The sequence below is a fragment of the Nonomuraea sp. NPDC050227 genome (assembly GCF_044459705.1).
GTDB lineage: Bacteria > Actinomycetota > Actinomycetes > Streptosporangiales > Streptosporangiaceae > Nonomuraea.
On record NZ_JBITJF010000017.1, the window covers coordinates 55,196 to 74,192 of the forward strand.

Here is an 18,997-nt window from a genome sequence, read left to right on the forward strand (position 1 = left end):
CGTCACCTCGACGGGGTCGTAGTCAGACAAGAGTGAGCTCCGTATCCAGGGCTTGAGCGGAAATGAGTCTAGTGGGGCCCGCCCACCGGACCGACTTCGACGGGTGTCGAGCCGCTCGGGGCTTCAGACCGTGGCGAAGTCGGGTGTGCCGGTGGGCACGGTAAATCGGAACTCCGCGCCGCCCTCGGGCGCACGCTGCACGGTGATCGTGCCACCGTGCGCCTCGACCAGGCCCTTCACGATGAACAGGCCGAGCCCGGTGCCGCCGCGCCGGCGGCTGTTGCCGCCCCGCCAGAACTGCCGGAAGACGCGCGGAGCCAGCTCGGGCTCGATGCCCTCGCCCTCGTCGCGCACCGACACGGCCACTCCCCATCCGACGGACTCGATCTCGATCGTCACGGTGCCACGCCCGTGGCGCACCGCGTTCTCCACCAGATTACCCAGAATCTGGTCGATCTTGTCCTGGTCGAGCCACATCTCCGGCAAACGGTCGCCGACGATCAGGCGGTAGCGGTCTTCCGAGTCGCCCGCCGCGACCCGGCCGGCGACCAGCCGGCGCGCCCTGGCCGGCACGTCGACGACCTGGCGGCGCACCTCCAGCCGCCCGGACTCGATGCGCGAGACGTCGAGCAGCTCGGTGATGAGCCGGGTGACGCGGTCGGCGTCGTTGTTGACGGTCTCCAGCATGACGCGCTTCTGCTCGTCGGTGAAGCGCGTCCACTTGGCCAGCAGGGTGGCGGTGAAGCCCTTGACGCTGGTCAGCGGCGAGCGCAGCTCGTGGGCCACGGTGGAGACCAGGTCGGCGCGGCTGCGCTCCAGCCGGGCGCGGGCGCCGCCGTCGCGCAGGGTGATCGTGACGCGCTCGACCTCGCCGCCGCGCTCGGGCTCGCGCACCAGCCGGGCCGCGACGTAGAGTTCCTGGCCGCCCGGCAGGTGCAGCGGCCGCTCGGGCACCCTGGTCCTGGTACGCAGCCCGCCCTCGGGATCGAGCGCCTTCCACCACTCGCGCCCGTCGTGGTCGCGGAAGGGGAAGACCTCGTTCATCTCCCGGCCCACGGCGCGCTCCATGGCGACCCGGGTGAGCCGGGCGGCGGCCCGGTTGACGGCCAGCACGCACCCATATCGGTCGGTCACGATAAGACCGTCGGGGAGGTCGTCGATGGAGATCGTGCACGCTGCGGCCACGACTCGCCCGTCGGTTTCTGCGCCGTGCACGACCTCGCCTCCTCCGCCTACAACGCCGACAATAGCGGGTTTCCGGCCGCCTAGGGCACTCGCTGAGCCCTGGCGGAGGAGTAAAGGCACACCGCCGCGGCGGTGGCCAGGTTGAGACTTTCAGCCTGTCCGTAGATGGGCACTCTGACCACATCGTCCGCCTCGGCGCGTATCTCCTCCGGCAGTCCCCAGGCCTCGTTCCCGAAGATCCACACAGTCGGTCCGGAAAGATCCACGTCGTCGAGCGTGTGCTTGCCCGCGCCGTCGGCCGCCAGCACGCGCATGCCCCGCTCCCTCAGTTGACGCACGGCGGCGGCGACCGGTGCACCGATGACGACCGGCAGATGAAACAGGCTGCCCGCGCTGGCGCGCACGCACTTGCCGTTGTAGGGGTCGACGGAGGCGTCGGTGAAGATCACCGCGTCCGCCCCGGCGGCGTCGGCCGCCCGCATGACGGTGCCGGCGTTGCCCGGGTCGCGTACGTGCGCCAGCATCGCGACCAGCTTCGGCTCCCCGGCCAGCGCCTCCTCCAGCGGCACGTGCACCAGCCGGCACACCGCCAGCAGCCCCTGCGGGGTCACCGTCTGGGACAGCTCCGACATGACCTCGCCGCTGGCCCGGTGGACGGGCACCCCCTGCAGCGTGGCCTGGGTGATGAGCTCGGCGTGCCGCAGCTCGGCCTCGGCGGTGGTGAACAGCTCCAGCGTCACCCCGTCGAGCTTGAGCGCCTCGCGCACCGCTTGCGGCCCTTCGGCCAGGAACCTGCGGTCCTGCTCCCTGAAGGCGCGCTTGGTGAGCCTGCGTGCGGCCTTCACCCTCGGCGACTTCACGTTGGTCAGCTCGGACCCGGCCATGCTCTCCCCCTGATCGTGCGTGGATACAGCAAAAGGGCCCACCGTGACGGTGGGCCCTCTGTGTCTGAAGGCGACCTCAGCTCGCGGTGGCCGGAGCGTTCACGTTCGCCGGGAGCGCCTTCTTGGCGGCCTCGACGAGCGTGGCGAAGGTCGCGCCGTCGTTGACCGCGAGGTCAGCGAGGATCTTGCGGTCGACCTCGATGTTGGCCAGGCGCAGGCCCTGGATCAGGCGGTTGTAGGTGATGCCGTTGGCGCGGGCAGCGGCGTTGATCCGCTGGATCCACAGACGGCGGAACGCACCCTTACGGTCCTTGCGGTCCCGGTAGGCGTACGTCATCGAGTGGAGCATCTGCTCCTTGGCCTTGCGGTACAGCCGCGACCGCTGGCCACGGTAACCGCTCGCCCTGTCGAGGACGACCTTGCGCTTCTTCTTGGCGTTGAGCGCCCGCTTCACGCGTGCCATGTTTCTTCTCCCCGGGGGTTCGCGCTACTTGGCGAGCAGCTTCTTGATCTTCTTGGTGTCTGCCGGCGAAACGACGACTTCACCCTTGAGACGACGCGTCAGCGTGGACGACTTCCACTCGTTGTAGTGCGCGCGGCTGGCGCGGCGGCGCTTGAGCTTGCCGGTGCCGGTGAGCCGGAACCGCTTCTTCGCACCGCTGTGCGTCTTCATCTTCGGCATGTCGCCGTCTCTCCTCAATTCGGTCGTGCCGGTGGCCGGGCCGGTGCTGGCCGGCCCGGTCGCGGCTTGTTCGTCTGCCGGTGGCTGCCGGGGCGCGTGGTGTAAGGCTAACCCCAGCCGCAGGTCACGCTTCCTGTACGGAAGGTTCCGCTTCCGGTACGGAAGACTCCTCTTCCGACCCGGAAGGCTCCTCGCCACGCTGCGCCTTGGCGGCAGCCTTTTCGGCCTTGGCCTCGGCCTTCTTCTTGTGCGGACCGATCACCATGATCATGTTACGGCCGTCCTGCTTGGGCTGGGACTCCACGAACCCGAGCTCCTGGACGTCCTCCGCCAGCCGCTGCAGCAGCCGGAAGCCGAGCTCCGGCCGGGACTGCTCACGTCCGCGGAACATGATCGTGACTTTGACCTTGTCCCCCGCCTTGAGGAACCGCACCACGTGACCCTTCTTGGTCTCGTAGTCGTGCGGGTCGATCTTCGGCCGGAGCTTGATCTCCTTGATGATCGTGTGCGCCTGATTCTTGCGCGCCTCGCGCGCCTTCATCGCGGACTCGTACTTGAACTTGCCGTAGTCCATGAGCTTGCACACGGGCGGTCGAGCCGTGGCCGCGACCTCGACGAGGTCGAGGTCGGCCTCCTGGGCGAGCTTCAGCGCGTCGTGAATGCTGACGATGCCGACCTGCTCGCCGTTCGGGCCCACGAGGCGAACCTCGGGAACTCGGATACGCTCGTTGATGCGGGGCTCAGTGCTGATGGGGCCTCCTAGGTTTGCGATCCCTACGTGCTCGTCGTGGCGGGGGCCTTCCGCGCCGAAGACGCGAAAAGCCCCGCACGTCGCGCATGCGGGGCCACTGAGCTCTGTGGCTTCGTGGCCTCGAGCTCCCCGGAGAGTCCGGCGTGATCCTGGACCCGGCCACCTTTCGGCGACTCGGGTGGGAGGGAGACCTCCGCTTGCGCGTCCAGCAAGGCATGCCGGACCGATCAGAGAGCTACATTACCACAACCACGCAGGCGCCTCGAATCATCCCGTCGGCGCGGGTAATCTCCGGGAAGATCACTGCGGACGGGCCGCGGCCCGCCGGGCGATCTCGGCCTCGCCCGCCGCGCGCATGGCCTCGACCGGCACGTCCGGGCGGCCGGTCATCAGCTCCACCTGGCGCGCCGCCTGGTGCAGCAGCATCGCGAAGCCGCCGACCACCGTGCCGCCCGCGTCGCGGACGGCCGTGGCCGCCCTGGTGGGCCAGGGGGCGTAGACCACGTCGAACAGCGCCGGCACGCGGGCCAGCCGTCCGGCGAAGGCGTCGGCGGCCCCCGCGGGCAGCGTGGAGACCACCAGGTCCACCCCGGTGTACGCGTCGAGCTTGTCGAACGTCTCCACCGCCAGCGCCACGCCCAGCCGTTCGGCCACCTCGGCGGTCTCCCCCGCCCTGGCCGGGTCGCGGACCAGCAGCGTGGCCGCGAACAGCCCCAGGTTGCGCAGGGCCGCCAGCGCCGAGGCGGCCGTGGCGCCGCCGCCCAGCACGGTCGCCGACCGCGGCGCGGGCACCCCCGCCTCGGCCAGCGCCTGCTCGATGCCGTAAACGTCGGTGTTGTGCCCGTGGCGCAGGCCGTCGGCGAAGACCACGGTGTTGGCCCCGCCCACCTCGACGGCCAGGTCGGAGACGGTGTCGAGGAGCGGCAGCACGGCGCGCTTGAGCGGCATCGTCAGCGACAACCCGGCCCAGACGCGCTCGCCGCCCTGCTCCTCACCGTCGTGCTGCCCGCGCACGGGGGTCAGCCCGGCGAGCAGGCCGGGCAGCCGCGCCTCGTCGCACTCGATCGCCTCGTAGCTCCACCCGTCGAGCCCCATCGCCGCGTAGGCGGCCCTGTGCAGGTGGGGCGAGAGCGAATGCCCGATCGGCGAGCCCATGACCGCAGCCCGCATCGACACTCCTTCCGGAAACACGGTCCCTACTCCTACCACGCCGCGGGGCCGCCGGTCGTCGGACGGCTCCCGCGGCGGAGGTCAGCCGCCGTTCCGCTTGTACTCGGCCAGCAGCGCCTGGCGTTCGGCCTCGGTGGTGGCGAACTTGGTGACGCGGCTGTTGGGGTCGGTGGCGACGAAGTAGAGCCAGTCGCCCTTGGCCGGGTTGAGCGCCGCCTCGATGGCGTGCTGGCCCGGGTTCGAGATCGGGCCCGGCGGCAGGCCGAGGTACATGTACGTGTTGTACCGGCTCTTGGTCTTCGTCTCGGCGATGGTGGCGGCGGTGCGGTACTTGTTGAGCGCGTACATGACCGTGCTGTCCATCTCCAGCTTCATCTCCGGGTCGCGGTCGAGCCGGTTGTAGATGACGCGGGCGATCTTGGGCATGTCCTCGAACCGGCCGGCCTCGGCCTGGATGATGCTGGCGATGACCACGATGTCCTGGGGCTTGCGGCCCAGGGCCTTGGCGCCGCCTTCGAGGTCGACCTCGTCGGCCGTCTGGTTGAACCGCTTGACCATCGTGCCCAGGATCTGGGCCGGGGTGGCGTTGGGCGGGAACTCGTAGGTGGCCGGGAAGGCGTAGCCCTCCAGCTTGCCCTTGGCGTACGACGGCAGGTCGAGGTCGGCGGTGTCCTTGGCCGCGGCCGCGAAGCCCTTGGCCGGCTTGCCCGTGGCCTTGGCCAGCGTGGTCAGCGTGTCGGACAGCCGCAGGCCCTCCTTGACGCCCACCTTGGCCAGCAGCTTGTTCTCGGGGCTCAGCATCGCCACCGCGTCGGCCGCCGCCATCTTCTTGCGCATCTTGTACTGGCCGGGCTGCAGCGACCCGCTCTTGCCGGCGTTGCCGATGGCGGTGCTGAACGCCCTGGCGCTGGCCACGACGCCGAGGCGCACCAGCTCCTCGGCGACCTCCGACGCGCTCTGGCCGTCCTTGATCTCGACGATCACCTCGCCGGTGCCCTGGCCGGTGTAGTCGTCGGGCACGAGGGCGTCGCTGACCCACAGGTAGCCGTAGTAGCCGCCGCCGCCGATGATGCCCGCCAGCACGACGAAGGCGAGCAACGGCGCGATGAAGCCGCCGCGGTTACGACGTCTGCGCCGCCGGCGGTTGCCGCCGCGCTTGCCGGAGCCGCGGGCACGGCGCCGGGACCGGCCCTCGTCGTCCTCGGTGCCGAGCAGGGAGTTCAGATCGAGATCGCTCATAGCTGCGCTGGCCAATCTCCCGGTACGGCCCGTTCGGCGTCAAGCGGTTGTGCCGAACCGGCGGAGCTCACCGGGCGAAACGGGGGGATCCGCCGGGCATGCTCCCACGACCAGCGGAGATCACTCTGGGTAGCCATGCTAGGGGATGGGAAGAGGGCGCATGACCCGGTATGGGGCTTTTGCGCGGGCACAGGGGGGGTCCCGCCGAACATCAGTCCGTCCCGAGGTTCTTGTTCAACTCTTCCCGGTATCTCACGAACTCGCTCTCTTTGTTGGTGAATTTGGTGATTCTATGCGCCGGATCCGTCGTCACAAACCAGTGCCAATCACCTGCGGCCGGATTCAGGGCCGCCAGCAGCGCCTTCTCCCCCGGATTGGCGATGGGCCCCGGCGGCAGCCCGCGGCGGTGGTAGGTGTTGTAGGGCGAGTTCACCTTGGTGTCGCTCTCGGTGACCTTCAGTGACCGGCGGTTCTGCGCGTACAGGACCGTGGTGTCGAGCTCCAGCGGGGTGTTGCTCTTGAGTCTGTTGTAGATCACTCTGGCGATCTTGGGGTAATCGGCGTCGGTGCCGCCCTCCGCCTGCACCAGGCTGGCGACCGTGAGCGCCTCCAGCGGGGTCAGGCCGAGCCGCCGGGCCCCCTCCGCCAGGTGGATCTGCCGGGCGGCCACGCCCCACCGCTCGACCATGGCGGCCAGCACGTCCACCGCCTTGTCGCCGGGCTCGACGTCGTACGTGGCGGGGAACAGGAAACCCTCGATCCCTGGCGCGTACGAGGGCAGCCCGAGCAGGCTCTTGTCCACGCTCTGCAGCTCCTTCAGCGGCAGCGCGGCCAGCTGGGCGACGCGCCGCAGCACCTCGCCCGCGCGCAGCCCCTCCGGCACCGCCACTCGCCTGACGAGCCGGGAGGCGGGCGCGAGCAGCAGGTCGAGCGCCGCGCCCGCGGCCATGCCCTTGCGCAGCCGGTAGTGGCCGGGACGCAGCCGGTTGGCCACGGCCCGCTCCTGGGCCGCGTTCACGAACGAACGCGAGCTGGCCACCACGCCGGCGTCGGCCAGCGCCGTGCCGATCTCCTCGGCGTTCGCCCCGGGCGGGATGCGGACGGTGACCGTCCCGCTGCCCATGCCCTCGAAGTCCTCGGGGCTCAGGTACGGCCTGACCACCGTGAGCACGCCCGCGCCCGCCGCCACCAGGGCGGCGACCAGCGCGGCGGAGACCAGCCCCGCCTTGCCCAGGGCCCGGCCACGGCGCGACGACCGACTGCTCCCGGCAGCCTCCTCAGCCACCGGGCGCGAGCCGCTCCCCGCAGACGCCTCACCTGCCAGGTGAGGCATGCTCCCAGCAGCCCCCTCACCCAGCGGGTGGGGCATGCTCCCAGCAGCCTCCTCGCCCACCGGGTGGGGCATGCTCCCGGCGGCCCCCTCGCCCAGCGGGTGCGGGCCGCTGTCGGCAGCCCCCTCGCCCAGCGGGTGCGGCATGCTCCTGGCAGAGTCGCCACCCGCCGGCCGCGGGCTGGCTCCAGGGTGCTCCTCGGCCGCCGGGGGCGTCTCCTGCTCGGAGTCCGACCGCAGGAACGGGATCACCTCGCCGCCGTCGTCGTCGGAGGTGGTGTTCACGCGGCCACCTCGCCGGTCGGACGCCCGGCGGGCGAGATCGGGGCCTGCGCACGAACCATGCCCTCACAACGGGCCTCGTGACGGGCCTCGTGGTGCCGCCCGGTCATGAGGCAGGTCCGTCGGCCGCCGCGGGGGGCGGTTCGACGGGCCTGCCTGGTGGTCTGTCGGTGGCGCGTTCGGAGTCGAGGGCGTCCTGGAGCAGCACGACGGCGGCCGCCTGGTCGACGACCCCGCGCTGCTTCTTGGCGCGTACGCCGCTGGCCCGCAGCCCGTGCTGGGCCGCGACCGTGGTGAGCCGCTCGTCGAACAGCCGCACGGGCGTGGGCGCCAGCCGGCCGGCCAGCTCGGCGGCGAACGCGCGGGCCAGCCCGGCCGCCTGCCCCTCACGCCCGGACAGCGACGTGGGCAACCCCACGATCACCTCGATCGCCTCGTGCTCGGCGACGATCTCGGCGAGGCGGTCGAGGTCGCCCTTGCCCCGGCGTACGGTCTCGACCGGCGTGGCCAGCGTCCCGCTGGGATCGCTGCGCGCCACGCCGATGCGGACGGAACCGACGTCGACGCCGATCCGCGAACCGAACCTCATGTCATCCGATCTGCTCGCCGATGGCCTGTTCGACCAGGCCGAGCGCGTCGCCGATCGCCTCGGGCCGCGTACCGCCGCCCTGCGCGACATCGTCCTTGCCGCCACCGCCACCCCCAAGAGCCTTGGCGGCGACGCCGACCAGCCTTCCGGCCTTGAGCCCCCGCTCGCGCCCCGCCTCGTTGACCGCGGCGACCACCACGGGCCGGTCGGAGGGGGCGCCGGCGATCACCACGACCGCCGGCCGGTCGGCCGGGAATCTGCCACGCACATCAAGCGCGAGCTTACGCAGGTCGTCGGCGCCGGTGCCATCAGGCGCGCGGTGTGTCACCACGGAGACTCCGTGCAGGTCACGGGCCTGGGACGCCAGCTCGCCGGCCACCTGGAGCACCTGCGCCGAGCGGACCTTCTCCAGCTCCTTCTCGGCGGTGCGCAGGCGGGTGACGATGCCCTCGATGCGCTCGGGCAGCTCCTCGCGGCGCGCCTTGAGCTGCTCGGACAGCTGGGCCACCAGCACGCTCTCGCGGGCCAGGAAGCGGAAGGCGTCGATGCCGACCAGCGCCTCGACCCGGCGCACGCCCGCGCCGACCGACTGCTCGCCCAGCACCTTGACCAGGCCGAGCTGCCCGGAGCTGTGGACGTGCGTGCCGCCGCACAGCTCGCGCGAGTAGTCGCCGATCTCGACCACGCGGACCTCGTCGCCGTACTTCTCGCCGAACATCGCCAGCGCGCCCATCGCCCTGGCCTCGGCCTGGGAGGTGTAGAACGCGTTGACCTTGAGGTCGTTGATCAGCACCGCGTTGACCTCGTCCTCGACGTCGCGCAGCACGCTGGCCGGGACGGCGCCCGCCGCGGTGAAGTCGAAGCGGAAACGGCCCGGGGAGTTCTCCGAGCCCGCCTGCGCGGCCGTCTCGCCCAGCGCGTTCTTGAAGCCGCGGTGGACCAGGTGGGTGGCGCTGTGGCTGCGCGAGATGGCCCGGCGGCGCTCGACGTCGATCTCGGCCTGCGCCTCGTCGCCCGCCTTCAGCTCACCGCTGCGGACCTTGCCGCGGTGGACGATCAGGCCCTTGAGCGGCGACTGCACGTCGAGGATCTCGACCTCGGCGCCCGCCGTGCGGATGACGCCCTGGTCGGCGAGCTGGCCGCCGCCCTCGGCGTAGAACGGGGTGCGGCCGAGCACGATCTCGACGGTCGTGCCCGCGCCGGCCGCCGGCACGCTGACGCCGTCGACCAGGATGCCGACGACGGTGGTCTCGGCCTCGGTCTCGTCGTAGCCCAGGAAGTCGATCTTGCCGGCCTTCTCCAGCAGGTGGCCGAAGACCGAGATGTCGGCGTTGCCGGTCTTCTTGGCCGCCGCGTCGGCCTTGGCCCGCTGCCGCTGCTCCTTCATCAGGCGGCGGAAGCCCTCTTCGTCGACCTTCAGGCCCTGCTCGGCCGCCATCTCCAGGGTGAGGTCGATGGGGAAGCCGTAGGTGTCGTGAAGCTGGAAGGCCTGGTCGCCCGAGAGCGTCGAGCCGGACTTGCGCTTGGTCTCCTCGACGGCCACGTCGAAGATCGCGGTGCCGGTGCGGAGGGTGCCGAGGAAGGACGTCTCCTCGGCGTCGATGACCGCGTGGATCTGCGGCGCGTCGGCCTTGAGCTCGGGGTACTGCTCGCCCATCACGTTGATCGCGACGTCGGTCAGCTCGTGCATGTAGCGCTCGTCGCCGGAGCCGAGCAGGCGCAGGTTGCGCACCGAGCGGCGCAGGATGCGGCGCAGCACGTAGCCGCGGCCCTCGTTGCCGGGCATGACGCCGTCGGCGACCAGCATGGTGCCGGTGCGCACGTGGTCGGCGATCACGCGCAGGCTCACGTCGGCGCGGTGGTCGCGGCCGTAGCGGGTCTTGGTGAGCTCGGCCGCCTTGTCGAGGATCTTGTAGGTGGTGTCGATCTCGTAGAGGTTGTCGACGCCCTGCAGGATCGTCGCCATGCGCTCCAGGCCCATGCCGGTGTCGATGTTCTTGGCCGGCAGCTCGCCGGAGATGTCGAAGTCGACCTTGGTGCGGACCTGGCTGAGCTGGTACTGCATGAAGACGAGGTTCCAGACCTCGAGGTAGCGGTCCTCGTCGGCGACGGGGCCGCCCTCCTTGCCGTACTCGGGGCCGCGGTCGTAGTAGATCTCCGAGCAGGGGCCGCCGGGGCCGGGCACGCCCATGTGCCAGTAGTTGTCCTCCAGGCCGCGGCGCTGGATGCGGCTCTCGGGCAGGCCGACCTTGTTGCGCCAGATGTCGTAGGCCTCGTCGTCCTCAAGGTAGACGGTGGCCCACAGCCGCTCCTCGGGGAAGCCGAAGCCGCCGTCGGACTCGGACCTGGTGAGCAGCTCCCACGCGAACGGGATCACTTCGGACTTGAAGTAGTCGCCGAAGGAGAAGTTGCCCAGCATCTGGAAGAAGGTGGCGTGCCGGGTGGTCTTGCCGACCTCTTCGATGTCGGGCGTGCGCACGCACTTCTGCGCGGTGGCCAGCCGTGACGCCGGAGGCTTGCGCTGCCCCAGGAAGTACGGCTTGAACGGCACCATACCGGCAGGAACCAGGAGTAGCGTGGGGTCCTCAGCGATCAGGCTGGCCGAGGGCACGACCTTGTGCCCACGCTCCTCGAAGAAGCGCAGGAAGCGGCGGGCTATCTCTGCCGACTCCATTGTGGCCATCCTTTGCTGGTAGTCAGTTGTCGATTTCAGCGTTGTCGAGCCCGAAGCGCACCCGCAACTGGGTTTCGCGCTCGGCGGCCTCGCCTAGCGCGTCAGAGGTAAAGTCTCTCACCCGCGCGAGCATCCCCGCCGCGCCGTCGGCGGTGCGCCGCACGACGTGGGTCGGGTGCAGCGCCTGCAGCCTGCGCATCACCCAGAAGGCGAGGAACGCGCCGAGCGAGAGGTAGAACAGCCGTCTGATCACCGGGACCGCCTCACCCGGGCGGGCCTGCGGGCCTCGATGGCGCGTCGCACGCCGTAGCCGAGCGACGACACCTTGATCAACGGGCCGGTGAAGATGGTCTGCGTCACCGCGCTGAGCTTGGCGGCGTGCGCGCTGACCTGCTTGACGTCTTGGGCGATGGCCTCGACGGCGACGAGTTGCCTGTTGGTCTCGTTGACCGTGACGCTCACGTCGTCGAGCAGCGGCACCAGGCGGTTGTTCAGGTCGGAGACCGCCTTGGTGGTCTCGGTGAGCAGCCTGGCGAGCTTGACGAGCACCATGGCGAGAACGCAGACCAGGACAATCCAGCCCGTGGCCGCGATCAGCCCGGCGACCTCTCCAGCGGTAAGCATCCGCTCATCTCCCTCGTACGCTGGGCCGGAACGGCATGAACCCTATCGCGTCCCGGCGACAAGGTTAGTGAGGAAAACGGGCCGGATCCGGCGGCGAGGCCACCTGCGGACACTTCCGTGACCGATCACATGCCGCTCCGACCAGGCGTTCCGCCACCCGGCCCGCCTCCTGTCACGCCTCCTGTCACGCCTCGGGGACGCGGGCGAAGGCGCGTACGGAAACCCGCCCGACGCCCTCCAGGAGCGGCGGCGCGGCCGTGAACAGGGCGCCGGTGGGCGGCAGCCGGTCGAGCCCGGCCAGCCGCTCCACGACCGGCACGCCCGCCGCCAGCAGCACGTCCAGAGCCGCCGACCCCCCGACGCCGTGGAGGCCGTCGAGTCCGTCGGCGTCGGTGCCGACCAGGGACGCGCCGCGCCCGGCCAGCCACGAGGCGGCCTCCGGGGTGAGCCGCCCCCCGCCGGGCGCGCCGGTGTGCAGCAGCACCGCCCTGCCGCGCACGTCGAAGGCGGCCAGCGCGCCCACGCCGATCTCCCGCGCCTCGGCGCCCGCCACGCGCACCACCACGGCGGGCAGTTCGGCGGTGCGGGCCAGGGGCAGCCCGGTCAGGTCGCCGCCGGGCGCCACCAGGTACGTGCCGCCGTCGGCGGGCGGGCGGGCCAGCTCGACCAGCGCTCCCCCGGCCGCCGGCGCGGCCTGCGCGGCGCGGTCGGAGGGCCCTCCCCTGGTGCCCTTGTGCGGCTCGGCGAAGATCTCGACGTTGTCCAGCTCGACGCCGTCGGTCATCAGCAGGCCGAGCGAGGCCACGAACAGCGCGGCGATCTCGTCCTCGGCGGCGTCGGGGCCGGGCAGGTCGACGCGGAAGCCGTGGACGGCGAGGTCGCCGCCGTTGCCGAAGGTGATGCGGGCGTCGAAGCTCGCGCGGTGGTCGGTCATGATGGCGCTCAATCTAGCGCGCGGGCGGGGCTCAGGAGCCGCGCAGGAAGTCGCGGATCCGGGCCCAGCGGTCGGCCACCGGGGCCTCGGCGCCGTGCCTGGTGGGCTCGTAGTAGCGGCGGTCGCGGACCTGCTCGGGCGCGTAGTCCTGGCGCACCAGGCCGTGGTCGAAGTCGTGGGGGTACTTGTAGCCGCCGCCGTGGCCGAGCTTGGCCGCGCCCGGGTAGTGGGCGTCGCGCAGGTGGCCGGGGACCTGGCCGATCAGGCCCTTGCGGACGTCGCCGACCGCCGCGCCGATGGCTTTCACGACCGCGTTGGACTTGGGCGCCATCGCGCAGTGGATGACGGCGTGCGCCAGGTTGATCTGCCCCTCGGGCAGCCCGATGAGCTGCACGGCCTGGGCCACGGCCACCGCCGTCTGCAGGCAGGTGGGGTCGGCCATGCCGACGTCCTCGGAGGCGAAGATGACGATGCGGCGGGCGATGAAGCGCGGGTCCTCGCCGGCCTCGATCATGCGGGCCAGGTAGTGGAGGGCCGCGTCGGCGTCGGAGCCGCGCATCGACTTGATGAACGCGCTGATCACGTCGTAGTGCTGGTCGCCCTGGCGGTCGTAGCGCACCGCCGCCTTGTCGGCGGCCTTCTCCACCACCTCGACGGTGATGTCGTCGGCCAGCAGGGCGGCGGCCTCCAGGTAGGTCAGCGACCTGCGCGCGTCGCCGCCGGCCAGGCGCACCAGGTGGTCGAGGGCCTCGGGCGCGAGCCGGGCCCGCCCGCCCAGGCCGCGCGGCTCGGCCACCGCCCGCTCCAGGACCGCGCGCACGTCGTCGTCGGACAGCGACTCCAGCGTGAGCAGCAGCGAGCGCGACAACAGCGGCGAGATGACGGAGAAGTACGGGTTCTCGGTGGTGGCGCCGATGAAGGTGACCCAGCGGTTCTCCACCGCCGGCAGCAGCGCGTCCTGCTGGGCCTTGTTGAAGCGGTGGACCTCGTCGACGAACAGCACGGTCTGCCGGCCGCTCATCCCCAGCTCGCGGCGGGCGTTGTCGATGGCGGCGCGCACGTCCTTGACGCCGGCCGAGACGGCGGAGATCTCGACGAAGCGGCGCTTGGTGACGTTGGAGACGACGTAGGCCAGGGTCGTCTTGCCGGTGCCGGGCGGGCCCCACAGGAACAGCGACATGGGGGCCTCGCTCTCGACCAGCCGCCGCAGCGGGGTGCCGGAGCCCAGCAGATGCCGCTGCCCGATCACCTCGTCGAGGGTGCGCGGGCGCATCCGCACCGCGAGGGGTTGCGGGGTGGCCTCCTCAGCCGCCGAATCGAACAGGCTATCCACAACGCGAGATTACACGCCGGTCAGACCCGCCGCGGCCCACACGGCCCTGGCCCCGGAGTCGCCCGCCCGGAAGCAGAAGTAGCCCGCCACGGCGGCCAGGACGACCGTCAGCGCCGACAGCGCCAGCGTGACGGGCCTGCCGAACCGGTCGCGGGTGAGCGAGCCGCGCGCGGGGGTGGTGGCGTACACCAGGGCCAGGCAGGCGGCGGCGAGCCCGGCCGCCGACAGCAGCAGCGGGGTCGCGAAGCCCTCGTGGACGGCGACCCGCGCGCCGAGCGGGCCCTCCACGCCGGTGAAGCGGGCCCGCTTGAGGCTCTCCCCGCTCTCCTTGGCCGCCAGGACCGCCACGGGGGCGGCCACGGCCAGCAGCACCACCGCCCACGCCGTCACGGCCCGCACGCGAGGCGCCAGCGCGTACGCCCCGCCCACGAGGACGAGCAGCGGCGTCAGCACCACGGCGAGGTGCACGATCAGCGGATGGGCCGGCAGGCCGAGGATCTGGTCGAACACGGTCACTCCTTGGAGGGCTCACCTGGACTACGTATCTGCCCGCGAAATGGTTCTCTCCTCACTTGCCCCACTCTGCGGCTTCCGCCACTTACGCCCGGCACATATCGGAGGCCGGTAGCATTCGCGGAGTTGTTTGGTCATGTGTCGGCAAAGATGAAGGAGACAACCGGTGAGCGGCGACGACCGCCAGAGCGAGCTGGCCCGGGAGCACAAGGAGCGGCAGGCGAGGCGCGCGGCCGAGCAGACCGCCAAAGCCAGGCGGAACACCTTCATCGGCGCGGGCGTGGCCGTCGTCGTGGTGGCGGGCGGCATCTTCGCCGCGACCACCCTGATGGGCGACGACAAGAAGACGGCCGCGGCGGCGAGCACGCCCTCGCCCTCCGCCAGCACCAGCATCCCCGCGCCGACGTCGCTGCCGAGCACCACGCCGCCGAAGCAGGCGGGCAAGGTGTCGTGCACCTACAAGCGGGACGAGTCCGCGCCCAACAAGTTCGTCGGCCTGCCGGGCAAGCGGCCCAACCTCAAGCTCAAGACGATGACCGTGAGCACCAACCACGGCGACATCGTGATCGACGTCGACGCGAACGCGACCCCGTGCTCGGTCAACTCGATGGCGTTCCTGGCCAGGAAGGGCTTCTACAACAACACCAAGTGCCACCGGCTGGTGACCCCGGAAACGGCCGGCCTGTTCCTGCTGCAGTGCGGCGACCCGCAGGCCAAGGCCGACGGCAGGAACCCGACCGACGGGCAGGGCACGGCCGGCTACGTGTACGGCGACGAGGCCGTCGGCATGCCCTACACCAAGGGCGTGGTGTTCCTGACCCAGCCCGACGGCGCGGCGGGGCAGAACAGCAGCCAGTTCGCGATCTCGCTGTCGGACGAGAACGGCCAGCTGGAGCCGCAGTACTCGGTGCTCGGCATGGTCCGCTCGGGCCTGGAGATCATCGAGAAGGTCGCCAAGGACGGCGTCATCGTCAACGGCGACGACATCGTGGGCGACGGCGGCTCGACCGCGCCGAAGAACCCGATCATCATCAAGCGCGTCACCGTGCGGTAGCACGCGCAACACGACGGCGGGCGCCCCCTGCGAAAGGGGGCGCCCGCCGTCGTCGTGTCAGGCCTCGGACTTGGGCTGGGCGTCGACGCCCGCCTCCTTGCGCTGGTCGGCCGTGATCGGCGTCGGCGCGCCGGTCAGCGGGTCGAAGCCGGAGGCGGTCTTCGGGAACGCGATCACGTCGCGGATCGAGTCGCCGCCGGACAGCAGCATGCAGATCCGGTCCCAGCCGTAGGCGATGCCGCCGTGCGGGGGCGGGCCGTACTTGAACGCCTCAAGCAGGAAGCCGAACTTGCTCTCGGCCTCCTCCTTGGAGATGCCGAGCACGTCGAAGACCCGCTGCTGCATCTCGGCCCGGTGGATACGGATCGAGCCGCCGCCGATCTCCATGCCGTTGCAGACCATGTCGTAGGCGTAGGCCAGGGCCTCGCCCGGGTGGTCCTGGAAGTTGTCGGCCCATTCCGGCTTGGGGCCGGTAAACGGGTGGTGCACGGCCGTCCAGCCGCCCTCGCCGTCCTCCTCGAACATGGGGGCGTCGACCACCCACAGGAACGACCACTGCGACTCGTCGATCAGGCCGCAGCGACGGCCGATCTCCAGGCGGGCCGCGCCCAGCAGGTCGCGGGAGGCCGAGCGGGCGCCGGCGGCGAAGAAGATCGCGTCACCGGGGGCGGCGCCGACCTTGGCGGCCAGGCCGGACAGCTCCTGCTCCGACAGGTTCTTGGCGACCGGGCCGCCGAGCGTGCCGTCCTCCTGGACCAGCACGTAGGCCAGGCCCTTGGCGCCGCGGCTGCGCGCCCACTCCTGCCAGCCGTCGAGCTCCTTGCGGGTCTGCGAGGCGCCGCCCGGCATGACCACCGCGCCGACGTAGTCGGCCTGGAAGACGCGGAAGGAGGTGGCCGAGAAGTAGTCGGTCATCTCGACGAGCTCCTGGCCGAAGCGCAGGTCGGGCTTGTCGGAGCCGTAACGGGCCATGGCGTCGGCGTAGGTCATGCGCGGCAGCGGCATGGGGATCTCGTAGCCGAGGATCTCCCGCCACAGGCGGCCGACCAGCTTCTCGCCGACCTCGATGACGTCCTCCTGGTCGACGAAGGACATCTCGACGTCGATCTGGGTGAACTCGGGCTGGCGGTCGGCCCGCAGGTCTTCGTCGCGGTAGCACTTGGCGAGCTGGTAGTAGCGCTCCAGGCCGGCGACCTGGAGGAGCTGCTTGAACAGCTGGGGCGACTGCGGCAGGGCGTACCAGTTGCCGGGCTGCAGGCGGACCGGCACCAGGAAGTCGCGCGCGCCCTCGGGGGTCGAGCGGGTCAGCGTCGGGGTCTCGACGTAGACGAAGCCGAGCTCGTGCATCACCTCGTTGGCCAGGTAGGTGGCCTTGGAGCGGGTGCGCATGGCGGCGGCGACCTGCTGGCGGCGGATGTCGAGGTAGCGGTACTTGAGCCGGGCCTCCTCCGACACGCCGACGTTGCCCTCGATGGGGAACGGCAGCGGCGCGGACTCGCTCAGCACCTCGACCCGCTCGGCCACGACCTCGATCGCGCCGGTGGGCAGCTCGGGGTTCTCGTTGCCCTCCGGGCGCACCCTGACCTGGCCGACCACCTGCACGCAGTACTCGGCGCGCAGGTCGTGGGCGTGGTCCTCCTCGCGGAAGACCACCTGCGCCGAGCCGGAGGCGTCGCGCAGGTCGATGAAGACAACGCCGCCGTGGTCACGGCGGCGGGCCACCCATCCTGCGAGCGTCACCTGCTGCCCGGCGTGCTCCTCACGGAGCGACCCGGCCGTATGCGTGCGGATCACTGCACTTTCCCTTTCAAAACGTCGGCGACCTGGGCCAGCGGCACCTGGGTCTGTTCTGCGGTGGTCAGGTCCTTCAGTTGCACGGCCTCGGCCGCGAGGTCTCGCTCGCCCAGGATCAGCGCGAAGCGGGCGCCGGATCTGTCGGCGCCCTTCATCGCTCCCTTGAGCCCCTTGCCGCCGAAGGCCATGTCGGCGCTGACGCCCGCCTCGCGCAGCTCGGAGATAAGCAGGAACATGCGGCGGCGCGCGTCGTCGCCCAGCGGGACACCGTACACCTGGACGCGGCCCGGCGCGGCCTCGCCGAGCAGACCCTCGGACTCCATGGCCAGGTACGTGCGGTCGACGCCGAGCGCCCAGCCGACACTGGGCAGCGGCGGGCCGCCCAGCATCTCGCTGAGCCCGTCGTAGCGGCCGCCGCCGCCGACGGCCGACTGGGAGCCGAGCCCGCCGTGCACGAACTCGAACGTGGTGCGCGTGTAGTAGTCGAGCCCGCGCACCAGCCGGGGGTCGTCCTCGAAGGCCACGCCCGAGGCGGTCAGCAGCGAGCGGACCTCCTCGTGGTAGGCCTTGCAGGCCGCGCACAGGTGGTCGACGACCAGCGGCGCGCCGGTGAGCTGGGCCTGCACCTCGGGCCGCTTGTCGTCGAGCACCCGCAGCGGGTTGATGTCGATGCGGGCCCTGGTCTCCTCGTCGAGGTCGAGCCCGCGCAGGAAGTCCTGGAGCGCGGCCCGGTAGGCGGGGCGGCAGTTGCGGTCGCCGAGCGAGTTGAGCAGCAGCCTGACCTGGCGCAGGCCGAGCGAGGCGAAGCCGCGCGCGCCGAGCAGGATCAGCTCGGCGTCGAGCGCCGGGTCCTCCGAGCCGAGGGCCTCGGCCCCGACCTGCCAGAAGTGGCGGTAGCGGCCCTTCTGGGCGCGCTCGTAGCGGAACTGGCTGCCGGAGTACCACAGCTTGACCGGGAGCTGGCCGTTGTGCAGGTTGTGCTGGAGCACGGCGCGCACGACCGAGGCGGTGCCCTCGGGGCGCAGGGTCAGCGACCTGCCCGCCTTGTCGGGGAAGGTGTACATCTCCTTCGACACCACGTCGGTGGACTCGCCCACGCCGCGCTTGAACAGCTCGGTGTCCTCGAAGACCGGGGTCTCGACGTAGCCGTAGCCCGCCTGCCGCAGCGGCGCGGCCAGTGCCTCGCGCACGGCCAGGATGGCCTCGGAGCTGGGCGGCAGCCAGTCGAAGGTGCCTTTGGGTGCTTGGAAGCTCATTAGATCCCTCGTGTGGGACCGGCCTGCGGCGCCGCTTCCTTCAGGTAAGGGTTGGTGGCGCGCTCGCGGCCGATCGTGGTCTGTGGTCCGTGGCCCGGCAGGACGACCGTATCGTCAGGCAGCGGCAGGCACTTGGTGGCCAGGCTGCTCAGGATGGTCGCGTAGTCGCCGCCGGGAAGATCGGTGCGGCCGATGGAGCCGGCGAACAGCAGGTCGCCCGAGAACATGATCTCGTCGCCGGGCAGCCGGAAGCTCACCGACCCCCTGGTATGGCCCGGGGTGTGGTCGACCACGAGATCGAGGCCCGCCAGGCTGAGCGCGGCGCCGTCGGACAGCTCGCGCACGTCGTCGGGCTCGCTCAGCCTGATGTCGCCGAACAGCGAGACGCCGCCGCCCCAGCCGGCCGAGGGGTCGCTCAGCAGGTGGCGGTCGTCGGGGTGGATCCACGCGGGGACGTCGCGCGCGCCGCAGACGGGGGCGACCGACCACACGTGGTCGAGGTGGCCGTGCGTGAGCAGCACCGCGACCGGCTTGAGCCGGTGCTCGCGCAGCAGCTCGTCGACGCCTTCGGCCGCGTCCTGGCCCGGATCGACGATCACGCACTCCTCGCCGGCCGCGGGCGCGACGACGTAACAATTGGTCTGGAGGGCCCCTGCGGGGAAGCCTGCGATGAGCATCTGCCTCAGGTGATCTCGTCGAAAAG

General features: G+C 71.3%; 19 protein-coding genes. 1 reads left to right on the forward strand and 18 read right to left on the reverse strand.

What is annotated here, in order from left to right:
• Positions 1 to 123: 123 nt before the first annotated feature.
• The 15 genes from ACIBK9_RS46415 to ACIBK9_RS46485 form a co-directional block, all read right to left on the reverse strand.
• A complete protein-coding gene (locus ACIBK9_RS46415) occupies positions 124 to 1,215 on the reverse strand; it encodes an ATP-binding protein (RefSeq protein ID WP_352364892.1) in 1,092 nt (363 codons plus the stop codon).
• A 50-nt stretch (positions 1,216 to 1,265) separates the two neighbouring features.
• Positions 1,266 to 2,069 (reverse strand): RNA methyltransferase, encoded by an 804-nt coding sequence (locus ACIBK9_RS46420; protein WP_357986153.1) that lies wholly within the window; start codon positions 2,067 to 2,069, stop codon positions 1,266 to 1,268.
• 76 nt (positions 2,070 to 2,145) lie between these two features.
• Positions 2,146 to 2,532: a 50S ribosomal protein L20 gene (gene rplT / locus ACIBK9_RS46425; RefSeq protein WP_358285792.1), complete on the reverse strand. Its 387-nt coding sequence runs from the start codon at positions 2,530 to 2,532 to the stop codon at positions 2,146 to 2,148.
• A 24-nt stretch (positions 2,533 to 2,556) separates the two neighbouring features.
• Positions 2,557 to 2,751, reverse strand: a complete 195-nt coding sequence (gene rpmI, locus ACIBK9_RS46430; RefSeq protein ID WP_125635662.1) for a 50S ribosomal protein L35 — start codon at positions 2,749 to 2,751, stop codon at positions 2,557 to 2,559.
• A 124-nt stretch (positions 2,752 to 2,875) separates the two neighbouring features.
• Entirely contained in the window at positions 2,876 to 3,502 is a 627-nt protein-coding gene (infC, locus tag ACIBK9_RS46435; RefSeq protein WP_397165847.1) for a translation initiation factor IF-3, read from the reverse strand.
• Positions 3,503 to 3,802: 300 nt separating this feature from the next.
• On the reverse strand, positions 3,803 to 4,672 hold the full coding sequence (locus tag ACIBK9_RS46440) for a shikimate dehydrogenase (protein ID WP_397165441.1): 870 nt from the start codon (positions 4,670 to 4,672) through the stop codon (positions 3,803 to 3,805).
• A gap of 81 nt (positions 4,673 to 4,753) precedes the next feature.
• Positions 4,754 to 5,911 carry an endolytic transglycosylase MltG gene (gene mltG / locus ACIBK9_RS46445; RefSeq protein ID WP_397165442.1) on the reverse strand — a complete coding sequence of 386 codons (1,158 nt, stop codon included), beginning with the start codon at positions 5,909 to 5,911 and terminating at the stop codon, positions 4,754 to 4,756.
• Between the two features lie 211 nt (positions 5,912 to 6,122).
• Positions 6,123 to 7,526, reverse strand: coding sequence for an endolytic transglycosylase MltG (mltG, locus tag ACIBK9_RS46450; protein WP_397165444.1), 1,404 nt, complete (start codon positions 7,524 to 7,526; stop codon positions 6,123 to 6,125).
• Positions 7,527 to 7,629: 103 nt separating this feature from the next.
• Positions 7,630 to 8,112: a Holliday junction resolvase RuvX gene (gene ruvX, locus ACIBK9_RS46455; RefSeq protein WP_352327834.1), complete on the reverse strand. Its 483-nt coding sequence runs from the start codon at positions 8,110 to 8,112 to the stop codon at positions 7,630 to 7,632.
• A gap of 1 nt (position 8,113) precedes the next feature.
• Positions 8,114 to 10,786, reverse strand: coding sequence for an alanine--tRNA ligase (alaS, locus tag ACIBK9_RS46460; protein WP_397165445.1), 2,673 nt, complete (start codon positions 10,784 to 10,786; stop codon positions 8,114 to 8,116).
• A 22-nt stretch (positions 10,787 to 10,808) separates the two neighbouring features.
• Positions 10,809 to 11,039 (reverse strand): hypothetical protein, encoded by a 231-nt coding sequence (locus ACIBK9_RS46465; RefSeq protein ID WP_397165447.1) that lies wholly within the window; start codon positions 11,037 to 11,039, stop codon positions 10,809 to 10,811.
• Positions 11,036 to 11,410 (reverse strand): DUF948 domain-containing protein, encoded by a 375-nt coding sequence (locus ACIBK9_RS46470; protein ID WP_352327837.1) that lies wholly within the window; start codon positions 11,408 to 11,410, stop codon positions 11,036 to 11,038. Before ACIBK9_RS46470 ends, ACIBK9_RS46465 begins: the two co-directional genes overlap by 4 nt.
• A gap of 184 nt (positions 11,411 to 11,594) precedes the next feature.
• Positions 11,595 to 12,344 (reverse strand): hypothetical protein, encoded by a 750-nt coding sequence (locus tag ACIBK9_RS46475; RefSeq protein WP_397165448.1) that lies wholly within the window; start codon positions 12,342 to 12,344, stop codon positions 11,595 to 11,597.
• Positions 12,345 to 12,375: 31 nt separating this feature from the next.
• Entirely contained in the window at positions 12,376 to 13,677 is a 1,302-nt protein-coding gene (locus ACIBK9_RS46480; protein WP_364340872.1) for a replication-associated recombination protein A, read from the reverse strand.
• 9 nt (positions 13,678 to 13,686) lie between these two features.
• On the reverse strand, positions 13,687 to 14,187 hold the full coding sequence (locus ACIBK9_RS46485) for a hypothetical protein (RefSeq protein WP_397165450.1): 501 nt from the start codon (positions 14,185 to 14,187) through the stop codon (positions 13,687 to 13,689).
• Between the two features lie 169 nt (positions 14,188 to 14,356).
• On the opposite strand from ACIBK9_RS46485, the gene ACIBK9_RS46490 reads away from it, so the two are divergent.
• Positions 14,357 to 15,244, forward strand: a complete 888-nt coding sequence (locus ACIBK9_RS46490; RefSeq protein ID WP_387665133.1) for a peptidylprolyl isomerase — start codon at positions 14,357 to 14,359, stop codon at positions 15,242 to 15,244.
• A 57-nt stretch (positions 15,245 to 15,301) separates the two neighbouring features.
• Here ACIBK9_RS46490 and aspS read toward each other — a convergent pair whose 3' ends face one another.
• The 3 genes from aspS to ACIBK9_RS46505 are packed head-to-tail and all read right to left on the reverse strand — an operon-like array spanning position 15,302 to position 18,971.
• Positions 15,302 to 17,038 (reverse strand): aspartate--tRNA ligase, encoded by a 1,737-nt coding sequence (gene aspS / locus ACIBK9_RS46495; protein WP_358285771.1) that lies wholly within the window; start codon positions 17,036 to 17,038, stop codon positions 15,302 to 15,304.
• Positions 17,035 to 18,294: a histidine--tRNA ligase gene (gene hisS, locus ACIBK9_RS46500; protein WP_397165452.1), complete on the reverse strand. Its 1,260-nt coding sequence runs from the start codon at positions 18,292 to 18,294 to the stop codon at positions 17,035 to 17,037. Before hisS ends, aspS begins: the two co-directional genes overlap by 4 nt.
• Positions 18,294 to 18,971: an MBL fold metallo-hydrolase gene (locus ACIBK9_RS46505; RefSeq protein WP_364340882.1), complete on the reverse strand. Its 678-nt coding sequence runs from the start codon at positions 18,969 to 18,971 to the stop codon at positions 18,294 to 18,296. Before ACIBK9_RS46505 ends, hisS begins: the two co-directional genes overlap by 1 nt.
• Positions 18,972 to 18,997: the final 26 nt, after the last annotated feature.

Coding starts and splice junctions, on each gene's coding strand:
- mltG (WP_397165442.1), bottom strand. CDS start 5,911: ATGAGCGATCTCGATCTGAACTCCCTGCTCGGCACCGAGGACGACGAG.
- hisS (WP_397165452.1), bottom strand. CDS start 18,294: ATGAGCTTCCAAGCACCCAAAGGCACCTTCGACTGGCTGCCGCCCAGC.
- rpmI (WP_125635662.1), bottom strand. CDS start 2,751: ATGCCGAAGATGAAGACGCACAGCGGTGCGAAGAAGCGGTTCCGGCTC.
- alaS (WP_397165445.1), bottom strand. CDS start 10,786: ATGGAGTCGGCAGAGATAGCCCGCCGCTTCCTGCGCTTCTTCGAGGAG.
- ruvX (WP_352327834.1), bottom strand. CDS start 8,112: ATGAGGTTCGGTTCGCGGATCGGCGTCGACGTCGGTTCCGTCCGCATC.
- ACIBK9_RS46420 (WP_357986153.1), bottom strand. CDS start 2,069: ATGGCCGGGTCCGAGCTGACCAACGTGAAGTCGCCGAGGGTGAAGGCC.
- ACIBK9_RS46505 (WP_364340882.1), bottom strand. CDS start 18,971: ATGCTCATCGCAGGCTTCCCCGCAGGGGCCCTCCAGACCAATTGTTAC.
- rplT (WP_358285792.1), bottom strand. CDS start 2,532: ATGGCACGCGTGAAGCGGGCGCTCAACGCCAAGAAGAAGCGCAAGGTC.
- ACIBK9_RS46440 (WP_397165441.1), bottom strand. CDS start 4,672: ATGCGGGCTGCGGTCATGGGCTCGCCGATCGGGCATTCGCTCTCGCCC.
- ACIBK9_RS46475 (WP_397165448.1), bottom strand. CDS start 12,344: ATGACCGACCACCGCGCGAGCTTCGACGCCCGCATCACCTTCGGCAAC.
- ACIBK9_RS46470 (WP_352327837.1), bottom strand. CDS start 11,410: ATGCTTACCGCTGGAGAGGTCGCCGGGCTGATCGCGGCCACGGGCTGG.